Genomic DNA, 18,766 nt, shown 5'->3' with positions numbered 1-18,766 from the left:
AAGGGGAGGGAGCGTGAAATAAAAGCTATACTTTCCCCAAAACCCCATGTGAAAGGAAAAGCAATATGGCAGATATCAGAATTCTGCAGGGAACACCGGATGATGATAACCGGGAATACCTGCCGGAAAAAATAAGAAATACAGATATTGTTGTCAATGAAAACGGCAACAATTCGATCGTGTATCCGAAAAGACTTCAGGAATTCAAAGAGGCAGTCATAGACGGGGTGGAAGATGTCTGGTATGAATATGTTCCGGAAAGCTATGATCCATCCAAAAAGGTTCCGCTTATCATCGGGCTGCATGGCGGCCTTATGACGGGATGGGGCCATGCGGTCTATACCTCATGGACATTGGTGGCGGACAGGGAGGGATTTATCTGTCTTTTCCCCAATGCCCATGAAAAAAGAATGTGGGCAAATTACGGAGTATTCGATGATTTTGATCCTGCAGCAGCACCGGATCTTCCGATCGTGCAGCCGCCCAAGGATATTGAGAAAAATCATGATATGAATATGATTCTTGCGCTGATCGACAGGATGAAGGAAAAGTACAGTATTGATGAGGGCAGAATCTTTATGCAGGGCATGTCCATGGGCAATATCATGACCGGGCAGTTTGCAAGGCAGTACGGCGATATCCTGGCAGGCGCGGCGGGGTCAGGCGGTCCCTGCGAGCTCAGGAACATCTTTGACCGGGACGGGAAGATTATCAACAGGGCGGGACATCTTGCAGTCTGGCAGTCAAGACCTGAAAAGAATGGCCTCCCTCCTGGAAAAGAATACGATGAATATACGGTCAATAGGATGAACAGGATCTACTGGATGAAGCTGAATGACTGCGGACTGATCCCACAGATCCGGATAATCGGAGAAAATAATTTTGCATTTTATAAAGGCAGCAAGGCAGACCTGGTTTACCTGGATATTAAGAACAGGGACCATGGACAGACTCTGGATGAAGCATTTTTGTATTGGGATTATCTTTTCTCCGGTACCAGGAGGAATCCAGACGGAACTATCACCCATGAGGAAAGTAAACTTCCAAGAACAGGCGATGAATTCGGGATCGCCGTGGCAGGAGGATATGACAAAGCCTGGTTTAAAAACCAGGTGATGGAGTTGAAGACCAAAGCGGTCCAATGGGATAAGCTGAAGTACCATGGACTGAACGGAGAACAGATTGTCAGAGGATCCTACCTTTGTGTTCCACTGTCGTTTATCGCGGAGGTATTTGAGGCGGACTATGAGGCGGAGGATCATGCGGCATCGGTTGTCCTGATCCTGAAAGACGGAAGAAGGCTGCAGTTTGCAAGGGGAAGCATTGGGTGCGTTATTGATGATACGGTCAGATGTATGTACTGTGAGGCACTGCACCGGGATAACGAGCTGCTGGTATCCATCGAATGGTTTGCTAAATATTTCTACGGCCTTCAGGTCTCAAGCTGTAATGGGGTTACATACATCACAGACCATTTTGCGGATCTGTCGGCGTTTATGGCGGATATCATGAAGGATCTGTTTAAGGGAGAAATGGTTCCGTGCAATTACGGTGACCTTTTGTAAGCGTTTATGCTTTTGCCTGGTACACTATCTATTTGGCAGAGGTGAAAAGAGACAAGATTTGTGCCGCCGGCCAAAGGCGGCGGAATGGAGATGAATATGAAAAAAATCATTGCATATGTGCATATAGGAGATTATGGTCAGGCTGTTGACAACATAAAGTTTATCACCGATAATGAAATAATTATGAGTCATGTATCGGTTGATATAGAAGGACATTTCTGTGATTTGAGCGGAAAAGCCCTTTCCAAAGGCGTATTATCTGTGGAACAAACCGAGGGCTGTGTTGTGGCTGCGTTTGATCCGTTTTTATACAGGTATGATTTTAGAATCACTGGTAAGATCGGCGGGGAAGACATAGAGGTTACAAAAGATAACATTGATGAAGTAGTCGTAAAGGATTTAGACACATTTACTGCCAGGAAGGAAAACGGCGTTATCTACAGGCTATATGAACCGGAGGCGGCTGCGGCAAGACCCCTGGTGCTGTTTCTCCACGGCGGGGGTGAATGCGGGGAAGACAATGTGCTCCAGATGACGGGGACGCTGGGCGCCCTGAGGCTGGCCGAGAAGTGGCCGGATATGTATATTATGGCTCCCCAGGCGCCAGCGGGTTCCCTGACCATGCAGGAGAACTTTGAAGTCATGAGAAAAAGAGGCAACCCATTCCGTGTGGAGATGGGAATGACCCCGTTTGCGCTCAAGGGAGAGAGAGGCTGGAACCGGGACTATCTGGGAAAGGTCACAGATATCATACGCCGGATGATAGAGGAAGGAAAAGTAGACGCAAAAAGAGTCTATGTCATTGGCATGAGCATGGGCGGAGGCGGAACGATCAATGCCGTTTCCACGGCTCCGGATCTGTTTGCGGCAGCGCTGCCGATTTGTCCGAGCATGAATGGGGAGAGCTATCCCCAGCTGCTGCACTGGCCTAAGGTGCCCGTATGGATCTCAACGGCTTATATGGATCATCAGCATGGCCGGCATGCATACATCTTAAATGCCTGCAACAAGCTTTGGGGCGAGGGCAGGACGGATGTGAAGTATACCATGTATCTTCCGGAAGAACTGGAAAAGTACGGAATTGGCAGCACGGAAGGGATTAATGATAAAGAATTGGATGCAGAAAATCATAACAGCTGGATCCTTACCCTGCACAACGAAAATGGGATTCTGGACTGGATGATTTCACATGTAAAGGAATGAGTTACTATGCGCGGCCCATAGGCCGTGAATCGTAACAGGAATGTGGATAAAAGAAGGAAAAAGGGGATTGACAAGATGCCGACAATCAAAGATGTGGCGAAACATGCAGAGGTCTCTATAGCAACGGTTTCGAGAATAATCAACAATAAAGGGCCAATCAGCGAGAAAACGCGGAAAAAGGTTTATGAGTCCATGAAGGAGCTGAATTACCTGCCAAATGAAATGGCCAGGGCGCTGCAAAAGAAAAAAAGCAATATAATCGGCCTGATTGTGCCGTCAATTCAGTATGAGTTCTTTGGCAGACTGGCCGAAGCGGTAGAAGAGACATGCCATGCAAATGGCTATAAGTTAATGCTCTGCCGCTCCGACGAGAATGAAGACCGGGAAATCGAGATGGTATCCATGCTGGAGGGAAATAAGGTAGACGGGATTATCCTTTGCAGCAGGCTGGGAGACACCCGAATATATGCAGGGAAAACCACGATGCCGATCGTCAGCATAGACAGAGAGATTGAGGGCTTTTCCACAGTGATGTCAGATAACTATCAGGGGGGAACGCTGGCGGCCAGAGTATTAATTGAATCAGGCTGTTCGCATCCGGTCCTCTTTGGAGATCATATTCCAAAATATATGCCTATGAACGACAGGAATACCGGATTTTTTGAGGAGTGCAGAAGACTGGGGAAAGAACCGGGGCATATCCTGGCTTCCGAGCGCCGAAATGATGAAGGCGCGGCAGCAGCAGAGTTTTTACGCGGTTTTGAGAAGCACCGGAATATGGATGGATTATTTGTAACCAGTGATGCGCTGGCCTCGAGTATTATCTGCAGCCCTGAGGTACAGGAAACAGGGATACTGGATCAGATGCCGGTCATTTCCTACGATGGTCTGGAAATATCCAAACTGCTCCAGATAAGCTCTGTTGCACAGCCTATTGCAGAAATGGGAACGGCTGCTGCAGTCCAGCTTATGAAGGAAATTGAGGAACAGGCAGGCAGCAGGCGTTTTGTCTTTCCGGTAAGCTTGATCGAAAGAAAGAGTACGATAAAATATAAGAGGGAGCTTAAAAAAATGAATTTTGATAAGCTGACAGAATATATGGATTCATTGAATAAAGAATATGGCATTCCGGCAGCAGACTGTAAGATTACAAAAGGCCATGAAGTCATTTACCGCCATATGGTGGGACATGCGGATTATGAAAAGAATAAGCCGATAACGGAACAGACATTTTTCAGATTTTTTTCGGCTACCAAGCTGATTACGATGACAGCCGTGATGCAGCAGATCGAACGGGGGAACCTGGGGCTGTATGACGAAGTAAGAAAGTATCTTCCGGAATACGGGATTATGAAAGTGGCAGATGAGTTTCAGTTTGAGTTTCCCATAAGATGGCCGAAGTCATCAGACCCATGCCACTACGCCCACAATCCCATACGAATTATAGACCTTATGACGATGACAGCGGGGCTGTCCTATGATACCGATTCAGAAGAAATAACGGCGGTCCGGGAAAAGAGCCGCAATCAGGCTTCCACAAGAGAAGTCATTGCTGAGATCGCGAAGATGCCGCTTGTTTATGAACCTGCCGCCAGATATTCCTACGGGCTCGGGCATGATGTTCTGGCTGCGGTAGTCGAGGTTATCACAGGCCAGAAGTACTCAGACTACTTGAAAGAAAATATTTTTGAACCTCTTGGCATACAGGATCTCTATTTTCATAAGAGCCAGGAGCGGAGCCAGGCAGACCGGGTCTGCGCACTGCATATGGGGGTTTTTGGCACGGATGAGATCGTGCCGGATAACGGGGCCTTGTCAGAAGGGTTCCAGATCACAGCCAATTATGAAAGCGGCGGGGCCGGCCTCGCCGGAACGGTGGATGCGTACAGCATATTTATCGATGCACTGTGCAATGGAGGAGAAGGGGCAAATGGGGCCAGAATTCTCTCAAAAGAATCCGTAAAGATGTTCACGGTGCCATATACAACCGGGCAGATGAGCCGGGATTTTGCCATGTGCGGCAAGGCCGGATACGAATACGGCCTGGGGGTAAGAGTACTTGTGGATGGCAGAATGTCAAAATCACCGGTCGGTGAGTTTGGCTGGGATGGGGCGGCAGGAGCATATGTGCTGATTGATACGGTGAATAAGGTCAGTATCTTCTATGCACAGCATGTTGTTGGGTATCCAAAAGCTTATCATGAGATACATCCAAAAATCAGAGATCTTGCATATGAGGGGATGGAGGGGAGGTGACACGCTTTAGACTTGGCGGGGGGATGAGGGGCGCTCCATAAAGGGATAGCCGAAAACCTCCCGGAGAACATCCATGTTCTTTCAAAAACGCGGCCGCGGATCTAAGAAATTCTAGGCGGGAAACAGCCCTGAAAATGGAGCACCACTGACACATCACGAGAAATCCGATGATTTCTCGCGCTGGGTCAGCTGCTTTCTGGATTCGGAATCCAAAAATTTCTCCATTTTCCGGGCTGTTTCCCACCAAGAATTTCTAAGGTCCGCTTTGAGCGCTTTTGAAAGGACATGGATGTTCTCCGGGAGGCTTTCAGCTATCCCTTCATGGAGCTGGCGCATCCAACCGGCAGGAAAGAGTGTCAACTGGGGAGGGGATCTTTAACGGGGGCGGCGTATTGAGTCGTTTGGGGGAAGTTATGCAATTGATTAACATTCAGAATGAAAAAAGTGAATAAAATGCCAAACCTATACACACGGCCGTCCGATCATGATCAAGGGCGGCTCTTTTGTATAGATGCTTTGATGCTGTCTTTCGTTAGTAAAATTAGGATTTACCTTTCCGGTCATTAAAGATATAATAAATCTATGAGTTGGAAAAAGTCTCCACTACTCAGACTTTTATTTTTAGGAAGGAAGACAGATATGGAAAAAGCAAAAGTATATTTTACCGATTTTCACACAGTAGCATTCGGAGACGGCCTGCCTGCGAAGTTGAAAAAGCTGATTAAAAAAGCAGGAGTTCAAGATCTGGATATGGAGGAGAAATTCGTCGCCATTAAGATGCATTTTGGCGAGATGGGTAATATCAGTTATCTCCGCCCTAACTATGCAAAAGCAGTGGCGGATGTTGTAAGAGAATTCGGCGGCAAACCCTTTCTGACGGATTGCAATACTCTGTATCCGGGCAGCCGCAAGAATGCCCTGGAGCATCTTTACTGTGCCTGGGAAAACGGATTTACTCCTATGACCGTCGGGTGCCCGATTATGATAGGAGATGGGCTGAAGGGGACGGATGATGTCGATGTGCCTGTCAGGGGAGGCGAGTACATAAAAGAAGCTAAGATTGGGCGCGCCATTATGGATGCGGATATATTTATCAGCCTGACGCATTTTAAAGGGCATGAACTGACAGGGTTTGGCGGGACAATTAAGAATATTGGCATGGGGTGTGGCTCTCGTGCCGGGAAGAAGGACCAGCATTATAACGGGAAGCCGCATATAGATGCAGAAGCCTGCAGAGGATGCGGCTGCTGCCAGGCGCAGTGCGCTAACAATGGACTGGTGTTCGATAAGGCTGCGAATAAGATGCATGTGGATACAGAGCATTGCGTTGGATGTGGGAGATGTATCGGAGCGTGTAATTTTGATGCGATCGAATTCACAAATGGATCGGCGGTGAGTGAGCTAAACTGCCGGATGGCTGAGTATACGAAAGCGGTTGTGGATGGGCGGCCGAATTTCCATATCTCCCTGGTGGTGGATGTTTCACCGAACTGTGACTGCCATGGAGAGAACGATGTGGCGATATTGCCGAATATTGGAATGTTTGCTTCTTTTGACCCTCTTGCATTGGACCAGGCGTGTGCAGATGCCTGCCTAAAGGCAGCGCCAATTCCAGGAAGCCAGCTTGCGCATAATATGGAAAGCCCGGATTTCGTGGATCATCATGACCATTTCAAGAATTCTACGCCGGAATCCGAGTGGCGTGTCTGTCTGGAACATGCAGAGAAGATTGGGCTTGGGACACGTAAGTATGATTTGATTGAGCTTTAGGGGGATAGAAGAGCTGCGGACTATATCGGGAGTTAGTTAACGAGCTTTAGACTCATTGACGGATGGCGGACACGAATGACGAGGTGAGTCCGGGAGCTGGCGGGGCAATGTCTGCTGGTGAAATGTCCTGACACTTCGCGAAGAAGCTGTAGAAGAAAACGGAACGGGAAGGGAGGTACATGCCGCATTTGGCCCGAATGCCGATGCATTCGCGCCGCAGGCGGCATCAGAATTTGCCTGGTAAGGCAAATTCTGCCCTCCCTTCCCGTTCCGTTTTCTTCAACAGCTTCTAATCGCTCGCTTTATGGACTTTTCACCAGCAGACATTGCCCCGCCAGCTCCCGGACTCACCTCGTCATTCGCTGTTGCATCCAAACGGTAGTTAAGAGCTCATTCCCCAGACGGTCCCTCGTACGGTAGCAACGGATGGAACAGAATTGGTGATTCGTTTATATAAGTGTAAGTGTTAGATCGCCTTGTTACCCGTAAATATACTGGATTTAAAAAATTGTATGGTTCATGAATAAAAAAAATATGGAGTTACACACGATAATCGTTACTAAATAAATATTATTTTTTCAAAAACAGTCCCAAAGCTCCCATACATAAAAGCCTTAAAATCCATTTAATCAAGATGCATGATACGCATAGCCAATTCCATCCGCCTCCCCCGTCTCGGGCTCCACCTTAGGAACGAGTCTTTGCCTACCGGTCGGATGAACCAGCCAAGCGGACTGTAAGCGGCAAGCCCTACGACCTGTATGGTCGGTTTAAAACGCCTTATAGCGGACGATTAGAAGCTCTTAGAGAGCCGGAGGCATCCGGAAGGGATGAAAATTGATTCTCCGAAATCAATTTTCAATCCGGCCTGTGCTGAAAAAATATCAATTTTTTCAGCGCATGCCGGATGTGCCCTTCCGGGTGCCTCCGGGTCTCTTAGAGCTTCTTCGTTAAGCGGTCAGGATTTTAAACCGACCATACAGGCCGGAGGGCTTGCCGCTTACAGTCCGCTTGGCGTCCCCCCATCCGCACCCAGACTAAATCTCGTCACTATCCCCCGATTCATTTAAGAATTTCATAATATTTTTTCGATTTCTTTAATATTTATAACATACTTTGGACACATTTTTCTTTTATACTAAAGTCAGATAGTTGATAAACAACTATCTCCCCCCTCATAAAGTAAAGACATCTTGGGGCAACCCAGGATGTCGCACTTTACTCTCATTCCTTTAGATAACTATAAAAACAACCAGAGGCCCGGACAGCCGATACTGTCCGGGCCTTCTGCTTTTCCTTTTTCTCCGGCCTTGCCTACACCTGTCTCATCTTCACGTCGAAGGCTTCTTTACGGGCATTGTGTTCCTGGTTTTGATTCTCCGGTTTCTTCTTTTCCGTAACGCTGTTGAACTTATTTCTGTTCTTCTGCCCATTGATTTCTTCCTGTTTCTTCTTATCCATATCGTCACCTCACAGTTAGTATGTTCACTAGACACAGTCATATACACACTTAATGCATTTGCTGTAAAAGAAAAAAGAGCCGGTATGATTTCCGACTCTTCTGAAATACACTTTCATGATATCTAAAAAATGAAAAATTATATTTTACTTTCCAGCCACTCGTACAGATCTTCATACACCTGATTCCTGTCAGTCTCATTAAGCAGTTCATGCCTGTCTCCGGCATATAAGCGCAGTGTAACATCCTTTATTCCTGCTGCCTTGTACTTCTCATAAATCTTTCTGACGCCCTTGCCGAAATCTCCGACCGGATCTTCTGATCCTGCGGCTATCATCATGGGAAGCGTCTTAGGAATCATGTAGATGCTCTCTTTCTTCTGCATCTTCAACATACCGCAGAACATATGATAATAAGCATTTACGGTAAATACAAAAGAGCAGAGAGGATCCGCCACATATGCATCCGCCATCTTCGTATCGCTTGTTACCCAGTCCGCCCTGGTTCTCGGCGGCTTATAGCCCTTGTTGTATCCTCCGATCGCCAGATTATCAATCAGTTTACTGCGGTAATGCCATCCTTTGAAAGCAGCTATAATACGACAAAGCCTCTTGGCAGTCTTCAAAGTGACCCGTTTCTTATCCGCGACCACACCAATGATAATCACACCATTCAGGCCATTGCCATACATCTGGATATACTGGCGCACAAGGGCTGATCCCATACTGTGCCCCAACAAGAAATACGGAACCCCGGGGTACTTCGCTGCAGTCTTCTGACGCAGCGTATGCATGTCCCCCAGTACACAGGCATTGCCGTACTTCTCGTTGAAATAGCCATATTCTGTTTTTCCCTGTATGGACTTTCCGTGGCCAAGATGATCATTGCCCACCACGTAATAGCCCTTGCTGCACAGGAAGTCCGCAAACTCATCATAACGGTTAATATACTCAACCATTCCATGGCTGAGCTGCAGAACTGCTTTTACTTCGCCTTCCGGCTTCCATTCAATTGTATGGATCTCTGTATTACCATCTTTTGATGGGAAGTAAAATTCATCTTTCATCTTATCCTCTACCTGTCCTCTAATTTTATGTAATCACGGTGAGGCGCGAGTGGTTTATACGCCGGTCGGATAATCTTATCCACGTTCTTAAGCTCTTCCAGTCTGTGCGCACTCCAGCCGACGATACGCGCTGCTGCAAAGATCGGAGTATACAGTGCAGCCGGAAGATCCAGCATACTGTAAACAAGTCCGCTGTAAAAGTCAACATTGGCGTTAACACCCTTATACATCTTACGCTTCTCACTGATAATCTCAGGCGCCATATGTTCTACCTTCTCATAAAGAGCATACTCTGCATCATAGCCCTTTTCAGTAGCCAGCTGCTTAACAAACTTCTTGAAAATGTCAGCTCTTGGGTCGGAAACAGAGTAAATTGCATGCCCCATTCCATAGATCAGACCCTTTTGGTCAAATGCTTTCTTGTCCAGAAGGTCTGTCAGGTACTGGCGGATCTGATCATCGTCATTCCAGTCTGTCAGATTCTGTTTCATATCATCAAACATCTGCGTAACCTTTACGTTCGCACCGCCGTGCTTCGGCCCCTTCAGGGAAGCCATCGCCGCAGCGATCGTGGAGTAAGTATCCGTTCCGGAAGATGTAACAACATGTGTTGTAAATGTTGAGTTATTACCGCCGCCGTGATCCATATGAAGCACGAGGGCCATATCAAGGATCTTGGCCTCCAGTTCGGTATACTTTCTGTCCTCACGCAGCATCATCAGAATGTTCTCCGCTGTTGAAAGTTCCGGATACGGTGCATAGATATAAAGGTCTTCGCCTCTTCGGTAATTATATGCATGGTAACCGTAAACCATTAACATCGGGAACTGGCTGATCAGATTCAGGCACTGGCGGAGTACATTCGGTATGGATGTATCGTCCGCTTTCTTATCGTACGTATACAAATTCAGTATGCACCGGGAAATCATGTTCATCATGTCCTTGCTCGGCGCCTTCATAATAACGTCCCTTACAAAATTCGGAGGAAGCATTCTTCTCTCCGCGATCATTGCCTGAAATTCATTCAGCTGCGCCTCTGTCGGCAGACTTCCAAATAACAGCAGGTAGGCAGTCTCTTCAAATCCAGAATGCTTTGCTTCTAAAAAGCCTCTTACAAGGTCTTTGATGTTGTAACCACGGTAATAGAGGTTGCCTGCACAAGGGACTTCCTTTCCGTCCACGATCTTAGTAGCGCAAACATCGGAGATATTCGTTAAGCCTGCCAGTACCCCTTTACCATTTACATCACGGAGGCCTCTTTTCACCTCGTACTGTGTGTAAAGTTCTTTCTCAATTGCATTGTTGTCCTCACAAATCCGGGCTAACTCTTCAATCTTCGGGGTGTTTTCAAAAAAGATGTTATCAATGTCTTTAGGTATTCTTGCCATAAAACCTCTCCCTTCCTCTTAAATATTCACTTGTCTGATCCCTCTATTATACTAAAAAAGTGGGTTTTATACAATGAAATGTCTATTAAATATTTATGAACTGCCTAAAAAGAGTGTGATACAGACATGTGTGTCCTGTTGAACTTTGGGAGACCGGCACCGGCGGGCACTGCCCTGCCAGATACCGGTCTCACCGTCATTTGCAACCCTGATCCGCAGCATTCTAATTACTTTCCCTGATCAGCGAATTCGTAAGCGCCGCGAATTCTTCCAGGTTCAGCACTTCCCCCCGCACACCGGCCCCTTTTCCGAGGCTTTCTATCGCCGCTTCGATCTGTTCTTTTGTGTAATCCAGCTCGGGAGAATTTTTCATGCCGTTTGCAAGTGTTTTTCTCCTCTGGTTAAAGGATGCACGGATAATCCGAAACATCAGCTTCTCATCCTCCACCCATACCGGCGGTTCCCCGTACCGCTCCAGCCGGATCACGGCGGAGCCTACCTTTGGTCTCGGCATAAAACAGTTCGGCGGTACATTTGCCACGATATAAGGCTTTGCATAATACTGCACTGCCAGCGACAGGGCGCCGTAGTCCTTTGTCCCCGGTCCTACCTGCATACGCTCGGCCACTTCCTTCTGCACCATGACTGTAATGCTCTTTACGGGCACATGCTTCTCAAATAACCCCATAATGATTGGTGTTGTAATGTAGTACGGCAGATTTGCAACCACCTTAATCGGGCGTCCACCGTTCTCACGCTCTGCCAGCTCTGCAATATCCACCTTCAGTATATCCTCATTGAGCACGGTCACATTGTCAAAGCCATTGAGGGTTTCCTCCAGGATAGGGATCAGCGCCTTATCAATCTCCACCGCAATCACTTTTCCTGCCGCACACGCAAGATACTGCGTCATGGTTCCGATTCCCGGACCGATCTCCAGCACCATATCTTCCGGCGTGATCTCTGCCGAGCGGATAATCTTATCCAGCACATGCGTATCTATCAAAAAATTCTGTCCGAACTTTTTCTGAAAAGCAAAGTTATATTTTTGTAAAACAGCAATTGTATTCTGCGGGCTGCCTAGTGTCGGCTCCTTCATAAGCTCCTCCTCGTTCATGTTGTTGAACTTTTCCTCTAAACAGTATAATATACTTTCCCATGACCGGCAACGATTATCAAAAACTTTCTCTTCCTGTCGGATTAGCAGAGTAACCGTCCCGGCCGTCCTCATCCCGCAGAGACAGCGCACATTCAATCGTGCCGATAGACGAAGCCGACATCGCGATCTGCCGGAACCAGTCGATAATACATGCGCTGTGCGGGCTGGCAAACAACTGTTGGCTGAACTCCTCCGCATACTGTGCCCGGTCCGTCTTGATCTGGCAGATGATCTCATCCACCGCTTCTCTTGTCAGCCCATAAGGAAATCCCGGACGCTGTGTCCAGCATGGAGCCGCGGCGGCCAGCAAAGTTCTATGTCTTCTCGCCCATCTTCCGGAGTCCCATGTATGACCATGCCATCTACAGTAAGTTGTAAAACCTTCTGGCATTTTTTTCCGTCTGTTCTACCACCTCGTCATAAGATAGCTGCTTCAGTTCTGCGATCTGCTCCGCCACATAGACCAGGTTTAAAGAAGAATTTCGTTTGCCCCTGTTCGGAACCGGTGCAAGATACGGACAATCCGTCTCAAGCAGCAGGTATTCCAGCGGAGTCTCCTCCACCACTTCCTTTAGTTTTCTGGAATTCTTAAATGTGACAACGCCCCCCACGCCAATGAAGAACCCCATCTTCACGTATTCCCTTGCCATCTCAGCCGAATAAGAAAAACAGTGGATCACTCCCTTAAGTCCCCTGGCATGTTCCTTCATAATCTGAAGCGTATCCGCAGCCGCTTCCCGACTATGGATAATGACCGGCATTTCCAGCTCCCGGGCCAGTTCCAGCTGGCGGATAAACCATGTCTTCTGAACCTCATGGCTCTCATTGTCCCAGTAATAGTCCAGCCCGATCTCTCCTACAGCAACCATCTTTTCTTCCCGGAGAACCGCCCGGAGCCTCATAAAGTTCTCTTCATTCAGTTCCCCCACATCATCGGGGTGCACTCCTGCCGCCCCGTATATGAAAGGATATCTTGCAGTCAGTGCCCTGACATCCTCCCAGGACGCCACATCGGAACCTGCATTAACAATCGTCCCAACGCCGCCCTCCTGCATGGAACATAAAAGCGCATCCCTGTCCTCATCAAACTGTTCATCATCATAATGTGCATGTGTATCAAAAATCATAGGTGACCTCCCTGGTACATTATATCATATAAAAACCGGACCCTGCATAAGAGGGTCCGGCCCCAATCGCTTCCACGATTATAGCACAATATCATCCACCTTTTCAAATGTATCCATCCGGAAAGATTCTACTGTATTGCCAGCCACAAGATAGAAAGTATCTTTGCTGAACAATCCCCGTCCTTCCGAATATCCACTCAGTTCCCGTTCAAAAATACACTGGAACCCTTTTTCCTTGTCGTAGGAGAACAAGTAATACTTCTGACTCTGTCCGTATGCAGCAAATCCGATCAGATTCCTGTCCGTATTGATCAGAGCCGCTTTGTAGTTGTAAGAAACGTTTGTTGAGTAACAATCCTCCATCACATACTTCTCGATCTCCTTCACATCGGACGGATCCGAGATATCAAACATGGATAGCTTCACGCCCTCCGTAGTGGTTCCTGTCTCATCCACATCCATCCCGATCCCGAGCAGCAGCCCTTCACCATATGGATGAAGATAATCCGAGAATCCCGGGATCTTCAGGGCCCCGATCACCTCCGGCTTCTCCGGATCGGACAAATCTACAGAAAACAGCGGATCAACCTGCTTAAATGTCACAAAATATCCCGTGCTGCCCATAAACCTCGCCGAATATACCTGCTCATCTTCTGCTAGCCCTTCAATTTTTCCCAGTTCATTCAATTTTTCATCCAGGACATAGAGTGAATTGCTGTCTTTCTTTGTGGATTTGGAAGAAAACGGGGACTCTCCAAACGTTACGATCGGAAACGGACTTGCACCGCCTGTAGGGCTGACCGTAGTTACCAGCCGCAGATTTCCCTCATACTCATCAATACTGAACGAATCGTTTAATGTGCCATCGATCCGCGTCTGTCCCACTGCCTCCAGAGTACCGTCCTTATAAGCCACCTTACGGATACATGTCTGTGTTACATCGGACTCCTCGGAATTGTAATAAGACTCACAGACATAGATGCTGCTTCCGCTAACATACACAAGCCCGGAACTTCCGAATACTGCTTTGCTGTCCAGCTTCCTGCCGGGATCCTTCAGAGAAAAAGCAGAGATCACGGTATACTGGTTTCCCCGCACATACTGTGGCAGCAGAATGCTTCCGCTGTCAATGGCCTTTCCCTGCACCTGGGGAATGTATAAATCAATATCATTCCTTGCAGCCGACACCTCGGCGTTAAAATTGCTGAACAGGTATACATAGTCTCCCGTTACACGTACCGTATAAAAGCTGCCGCTCTGTGTAATCTTTCCCACAGATTTGGGCTTCTCCGGGTTGCTCACATCATATGTCTCCGCCACAGTGTACTGCTTGTAAGTACCGTCATATCCCTCGTTGCCGTCATTGTACTCGGTCTTCGTGTACACAATAAGCAGTTTATCGCCTTTTATATAGATCTCAGAGATGTACTGGTCATCCTCCAGTCTGATGGATGCCATCTCCTTCATCTCTTTATCCTCAATGTTGACAATCTGCACCTTCTGCCCATTCAGAATATAAAGGTTTTTACCGTCCGTCTTAACGATATCCCCTTCCTCAACGCCCTCTTCCCTGATATTTGTATCCGAATAGGACGCACCGCTGTCGGCAGCCCCCGCCGCAGATGTATCGGCTTTGCTCTCGGCAGATTCCGTGCGTGCGAAATTCGATGCACTGCCGTCGGCGGCACTGTCCACGCTATACTGCTTCTGGAGCTCCTCCTGGCTCTCCTTCTCCGCCTCGATATATTTATAAATTTCATCATAGTCCCCGGCGGAAGCTATAACCGTATCGGTCGTGCCCGAGGACTCCGTATCCGCCTTCGCTTCATTCGTTCCTCCCGCATCGGCGGCAGAAGTACTCTCAGTATTTGACGTATCTTTATGTCCCCCAAGGCCGCCGAAAGCGGCAATCCCCACTACGATCACACAGCAGGCAGCTGCAGCCACCGCACTATACGCTGCCTTCCACCGGAAAGGTTTCTTCCCGCCTTTTTCAGTCAGCATCTTTTCTATATTCTCCGGTTTCAAAGATTCGGGGATCTCCACATCATCTGCCATCTCCCGGATCTGCTCCTCCACAGCCTGTTTTTCCACCCGTTCTTCTATTCTATGCTCATCGGTCTTCTGTTCTTCTGTTTTGTTTCCCTCCGGATTCTCTCTCCCATTCTTCCCTTTTAAATCTTTCCCATCCAAACTCATATCTACACCCCTTTCTACTGCAGCACACGGCGCATCTTATCCAGCGCCCGCGTCTTCTTCGAGCGGACTGTGGCCGGGTTCATCTCCATCATGCCGCCGATCTCGTCGCTCTGATACCCGCCAAACACGGAAAATGCCACAATCATCCTCTCGTCTTCATTCAATATCCGGAATGCTTCACGCACATCATGAGCGCCTGCATAATCCCTCTCTGTCGCCGGCATCTCCGCTTCCAACTCTTCTGTGCGCCCCGTATCCCTTAACTTTTTCCTGCACCGGTTACTCAAAATCTTAAAAATCCAGCTCCGGAAAGACTCCTCTTTCCTCAGGCTCCCAATATTCTCATAGGCAGCTATCACAGCCTCGCTGACCGCATCCTCCGCATCCTGCGGATGTTTCAGCATATAAAGTGAAAATTTATACAGATCCACATAAATTCTCGCATACAGTTCAGAGAAAGCTTTCACATCACCTCTGCGGGCCTTCCTGATCAAGATCAGTTCCGAACAGCTCTCATAATCATACATCTGCACCCCTCCTCTCCTGCTCCGCATCGCAGGAGCAGTCATAAACATTCATGAATGAGAACGAAATGAATTTATATTCCGTTCATACATATAAGAGTATCATAAACCATGGTTTGTTGCATTGGAAATGTTTTTTTTGCTGCGGGCGGTGAACGAAAGGGGGACGCCTGTGGGGAGCGGGAGTTCCGGACGGCAGGGATTGTATTTCCATTGAGGGGATTCTTACGGTGGCGGCGGATTGAGTTGGTTATACGTATTAGCCTGGAAGAAGCAAGTATTTAAGCCATCACCAGACAGGATTTTTACGTGCCGCCGTTACAAATCCGCAGCTCCCGTTTAAGGACCGCCTCCGGGAGGAGCGGAGTTTTTACTGCCGGCCGGATGCAACAGCTGTCTGGAATCGTGGCAGGGGTCTTTTGGATGCGTCTTTCGGGGATTACTGCCGCTTCATCAAAATGGAAGCCAACATATGAACTTCCAACAGGACTTCCAGTCCTGTTGGAAAGACGACTCAGCGAGAATGCATCCTGCATTCTCGTGTTTGTCGTCGGTGTTCATCATGTTGGCTTCCATTTTGATTAGCGGCAGTTATCCTCGAAACCCGTATCCAAAAGACCCCTGCCACGATTCCAGACAGCGTCCCCCTGCCACCAGCAGCACCCCATCCGCTCCCTCTCCTTATCCTTTATAGTAGTTGATGAGGCAGCCTTTTAGGATGATTTCGCGTTCTGCGTCTGTGAGTTCTCCCAGGCGGAATTCTGTTTCTTTGAGGCTGTCGCCTACTACGTATGCTTTTATGGTGTCTTGTTTTTCTTCTACGGCTTTTCTGACATCAGGGATGAAGATGTAATCTCCGTTCCCAAATGGCAGGGACTCGTGATTTTCTTTGGTCAGAAGCGGGAGCATTCCCCAGTTGATCAGGTTGGAACGGTAGCGCTTTGTGGCATACTCATTCGCAATGTTTGCCCAGCCACCCAATACTTTCTGGCAGGATGCCGCCTGCTCGCGGGCAGAACCGTCTCCTGGTTTTACTGCAAATATGGCGCTTCCTACACCCAGGTTTCCTTCGCCTGCTGAGGGGTAGGATTCCTGGATCTTTGCCATCACCGGTTTCAGCTCCTCGAGAACGTCCAGCGGGCATGTGCCTGCCTCGATTGCCTTCTGGGCTGCCTGTACTTCTTTGGCGCGGGCTACGTATGCAGGGTCTTTTCTGGACAGTGTAAACTCAGCAAGGCCCAGCGGATTGGAACGGTAGGAAGATGTCTCGCCCGATGGGATCAGCTCGTCTGTCGTGGTTACCGGGTCATGGATCTCGGAAACGATCTTTATGACCAAGTTCTGCGGTAAGGCTGACATCGCCGGCCAGTCCTTGATGTTCGGGCCGAACTTGATCTCAACATCCGGGTCCGCCTCACCTTTGCTGTCGAATACCCGGTTCTCATATATGCTCTTGTCAAAATGATATTTCTGTCCTGTATATTCTACATCCAGTGCAGTGGCCGGTGTCAGGAAGCCCTTATTGGCAGCTGTTGCAGCAATGGAACGCGCGTCCATAAGCGCCACGGAGGCAATCTGACCGCTCTGAAGCTTGGAGCCCTCCCGGTTCGGGAAGTTTCTGGTAGAGTGGCGGATGGAGAATGCATTATTGGCCGGCGTATCTCCCGCTCCGAAGCATGGGCCGCAGAAGGCTGTCTTTACGATGGTTCCTGCTGCCATTAAGTCTGCAACCGCCCCGTTTTTAACAAGTTCCATGTAGATCGGAGTACTTGCGGGATAGACGCTGAATGTAAATTCATCATTTCCGATGTTTCTGCCTTTGATAATGTCTGCAGCCGCACAGATATTTTCAAATCCGCCGCCCGCACATCCTGCGATAATTCCCTGCTCTACATATAATTTACCGTCAATCACCTTATCCTGGAGCGTATAGTCTACTGCACCGTCCAGGCTTACAAGGGCCTTCTGCTCCACATCGTGCAGAATATCCTTCAGGTTGGCGTTCAGTTCATCGATTGTGTACACATTGCTGGGATGGAACGGCATGGCGATCATCGGCTTGATCTCGCTTAAGTTCACATAAACCATACCGTCATAATATGCCGCTGCGCCAGGGTTCAGCTCCTTGTAATCCCCGGCTCTGCCGTGGATCTCATAGAATTCACGGATCTTATCGTCTGTTTTCCAGATGGAGGACAGACAGGTTGTCTCCGTTGTCATAACGTCAATACCGATTCTGAAGTCTGCGCTCAGCTTGCTGACTCCCGGTCCGACGAATTCCATCACTTTATTGTTAACATAGCCATTTCCAAATGTCGCGCCTATAATTGCCAGCGCCACATCCTGAGGGCCAACGCCCTTCATCGGCTCGCCATCCAGGTAAATCCCAATGACTCCCGGCATCTTAATATCATAGGTCTTGTTCAGAAGCTGTTTTACAAGCTCCGGACCGCCCTCTCCCATAGCCATCGTCCCGAGGGCTCCGTAGCGGGTATGGCTGTCTGATCCAAGGATCATCTTACCGCCGCCTGCCAGCATCTCACGTGCATACTGATGAATGACTGCCTGATGAGGCGGTACATAGACTCCGCCGTATTTCTTTGCACAGGTCAGTCCAAACATATGGTCATCCTCGTTGATCGTTCCGCCAACAGCACACAGGCTGTTGTGGCAGTTCGTCAGCACATAAGGGATCGGGAACTTCTCAAGTCCTGAAGCCCTCGCCGTCTGGATAATACCTACAAATGTGATATCGTGGGAAGTCAGTTTATCAAACTTAATCTGAAGATGTTCCATGTCAGATGATGTGTTATGCTCTTTCAAAATGCCGTAAGCCATCGTATTCTGAGCTGCTTCGTCTTTTGAAACCGGGACAGTAACACTGCCTGTATCTTCAACTATTTCAGTGCCGTTCAGCAAATAGACACCATTATCGTATAGCTTTATCATGTTCGCTCCTCCTAAACATACTTGATTTTACTCGTTACTGTTAATCATTTTAGCATGTTAAAGAATGGATGTAAATAACGGAAGCGGCAAAAAAGAGCGAT

13 protein-coding genes are annotated in these 18,766 nt (G+C 48.2%); 4 read left to right on the top strand and 9 right to left on the bottom strand.

The window, feature by feature from the left end:
• Window positions 1-65: 65 nt before the first annotated feature.
• From GKG43_RS09650 to GKG43_RS09635, 4 genes are all read left to right on the top strand, one after another.
• Window positions 66-1,565, top strand: a complete 1,500-nt coding sequence (locus tag GKG43_RS09650) for a hypothetical protein (protein WP_129879039.1) — start codon at window positions 66-68, stop codon at window positions 1,563-1,565.
• A 96-nt stretch (window positions 1,566-1,661) separates the two neighbouring features.
• Entirely contained in the window at window positions 1,662-2,768 is a 1,107-nt protein-coding gene (locus GKG43_RS09645; protein ID WP_173020094.1) for a prolyl oligopeptidase family serine peptidase, read from the top strand.
• A gap of 75 nt (window positions 2,769-2,843) precedes the next feature.
• Entirely contained in the window at window positions 2,844-5,024 is a 2,181-nt protein-coding gene (locus tag GKG43_RS09640) for a serine hydrolase (RefSeq protein ID WP_129879037.1), read from the top strand.
• 639 nt (window positions 5,025-5,663) lie between these two features.
• Complete coding sequence (locus GKG43_RS09635) at window positions 5,664-6,794, top strand: DUF362 domain-containing protein (RefSeq protein WP_129879036.1); 1,131 nt, start codon at window positions 5,664-5,666, stop codon at window positions 6,792-6,794.
• A gap of 1,314 nt (window positions 6,795-8,108) precedes the next feature.
• Here the strand turns inward: GKG43_RS09635 and GKG43_RS22920 are convergent.
• From GKG43_RS22920 to GKG43_RS09595, 9 genes are all read right to left on the bottom strand, one after another.
• On the bottom strand, window positions 8,109-8,255 hold the full coding sequence (locus GKG43_RS22920) for a hypothetical protein (RefSeq protein ID WP_167702508.1): 147 nt from the start codon (window positions 8,253-8,255) through the stop codon (window positions 8,109-8,111).
• 137 nt (window positions 8,256-8,392) lie between these two features.
• On the bottom strand, window positions 8,393-9,319 hold the full coding sequence (locus GKG43_RS09630) for an alpha/beta hydrolase (RefSeq protein ID WP_055154394.1): 927 nt from the start codon (window positions 9,317-9,319) through the stop codon (window positions 8,393-8,395).
• An 8-nt stretch (window positions 9,320-9,327) separates the two neighbouring features.
• On the bottom strand, window positions 9,328-10,707 hold the full coding sequence (locus GKG43_RS09625) for a citrate/2-methylcitrate synthase (RefSeq protein ID WP_154253283.1): 1,380 nt from the start codon (window positions 10,705-10,707) through the stop codon (window positions 9,328-9,330).
• A gap of 223 nt (window positions 10,708-10,930) precedes the next feature.
• On the bottom strand, window positions 10,931-11,806 hold the full coding sequence (gene rsmA, locus GKG43_RS09620; protein ID WP_055154395.1) for a 16S rRNA (adenine(1518)-N(6)/adenine(1519)-N(6))-dimethyltransferase RsmA: 876 nt from the start codon (window positions 11,804-11,806) through the stop codon (window positions 10,931-10,933).
• Window positions 11,807-11,882: 76 nt separating this feature from the next.
• Window positions 11,883-12,257, bottom strand: a complete 375-nt coding sequence (locus tag GKG43_RS09615) for a hypothetical protein (RefSeq protein WP_174518413.1) — start codon at window positions 12,255-12,257, stop codon at window positions 11,883-11,885.
• A complete protein-coding gene (locus GKG43_RS09610) occupies window positions 12,229-12,993 on the bottom strand; it encodes a TatD family hydrolase (protein ID WP_055154397.1) in 765 nt (254 codons plus the stop codon). The genes GKG43_RS09615 and GKG43_RS09610 overlap by 29 nt, the downstream gene beginning before the upstream one ends.
• Before the next feature lie 78 nt (window positions 12,994-13,071).
• Entirely contained in the window at window positions 13,072-15,192 is a 2,121-nt protein-coding gene (locus GKG43_RS09605; RefSeq protein ID WP_083487130.1) for a beta-propeller domain-containing protein, read from the bottom strand.
• A 14-nt stretch (window positions 15,193-15,206) separates the two neighbouring features.
• Entirely contained in the window at window positions 15,207-15,719 is a 513-nt protein-coding gene (locus GKG43_RS09600; protein WP_055154398.1) for a sigma-70 family RNA polymerase sigma factor, read from the bottom strand.
• 678 nt (window positions 15,720-16,397) lie between these two features.
• Window positions 16,398-18,665 carry a hydratase gene (locus GKG43_RS09595; protein WP_055154400.1) on the bottom strand — a complete coding sequence of 756 codons (2,268 nt, stop codon included), beginning with the start codon at window positions 18,663-18,665 and terminating at the stop codon, window positions 16,398-16,400.
• Window positions 18,666-18,766: the final 101 nt, after the last annotated feature.

It is taken from the genome of Eubacterium sp. BIOML-A2, assembly GCF_009680135.1.
GTDB classification, from domain to species: domain Bacteria; phylum Bacillota; class Clostridia; order Lachnospirales; family Lachnospiraceae; genus Faecalicatena; species Faecalicatena contortus_B.
The sequence above is the reverse complement of the archived record's forward strand: the minus strand, read 5'-3'. Positions and strand labels throughout refer to the sequence as shown.

Bases quoted from the DNA above. Each gene is read 5' to 3' on its own strand.
- GKG43_RS22920 (WP_167702508.1), bottom strand. From the start codon at position 8,255: ATGGATAAGAAGAAACAGGAAGAAATCAATGGGCAGAAGAACAGAAAT.
- GKG43_RS09630 (WP_055154394.1), bottom strand. From the start codon at position 9,319: ATGAAAGATGAATTTTACTTCCCATCAAAAGATGGTAATACAGAGATC.
- GKG43_RS09635 (WP_129879036.1), top strand. From the start codon at position 5,664: ATGGAAAAAGCAAAAGTATATTTTACCGATTTTCACACAGTAGCATTC.
- GKG43_RS09640 (WP_129879037.1), top strand. From the start codon at position 2,844: ATGCCGACAATCAAAGATGTGGCGAAACATGCAGAGGTCTCTATAGCA.
- GKG43_RS09645 (WP_173020094.1), top strand. From the start codon at position 1,662: ATGAAAAAAATCATTGCATATGTGCATATAGGAGATTATGGTCAGGCT.
- GKG43_RS09595 (WP_055154400.1), bottom strand. From the start codon at position 18,665: ATGATAAAGCTATACGATAATGGTGTCTATTTGCTGAACGGCACTGAA.
- GKG43_RS09615 (WP_174518413.1), bottom strand. From the start codon at position 12,257: ATGCCAGAAGGTTTTACAACTTACTGTAGATGGCATGGTCATACATGG.
- rsmA (WP_055154395.1), bottom strand. From the start codon at position 11,806: ATGAAGGAGCCGACACTAGGCAGCCCGCAGAATACAATTGCTGTTTTA.
- GKG43_RS09605 (WP_083487130.1), bottom strand. From the start codon at position 15,192: ATGAGTTTGGATGGGAAAGATTTAAAAGGGAAGAATGGGAGAGAGAAT.
- GKG43_RS09600 (WP_055154398.1), bottom strand. From the start codon at position 15,719: ATGTATGATTATGAGAGCTGTTCGGAACTGATCTTGATCAGGAAGGCC.
- GKG43_RS09650 (WP_129879039.1), top strand. From the start codon at position 66: ATGGCAGATATCAGAATTCTGCAGGGAACACCGGATGATGATAACCGG.
- GKG43_RS09610 (WP_055154397.1), bottom strand. From the start codon at position 12,993: ATGATTTTTGATACACATGCACATTATGATGATGAACAGTTTGATGAG.
- GKG43_RS09625 (WP_154253283.1), bottom strand. From the start codon at position 10,707: ATGGCAAGAATACCTAAAGACATTGATAACATCTTTTTTGAAAACACC.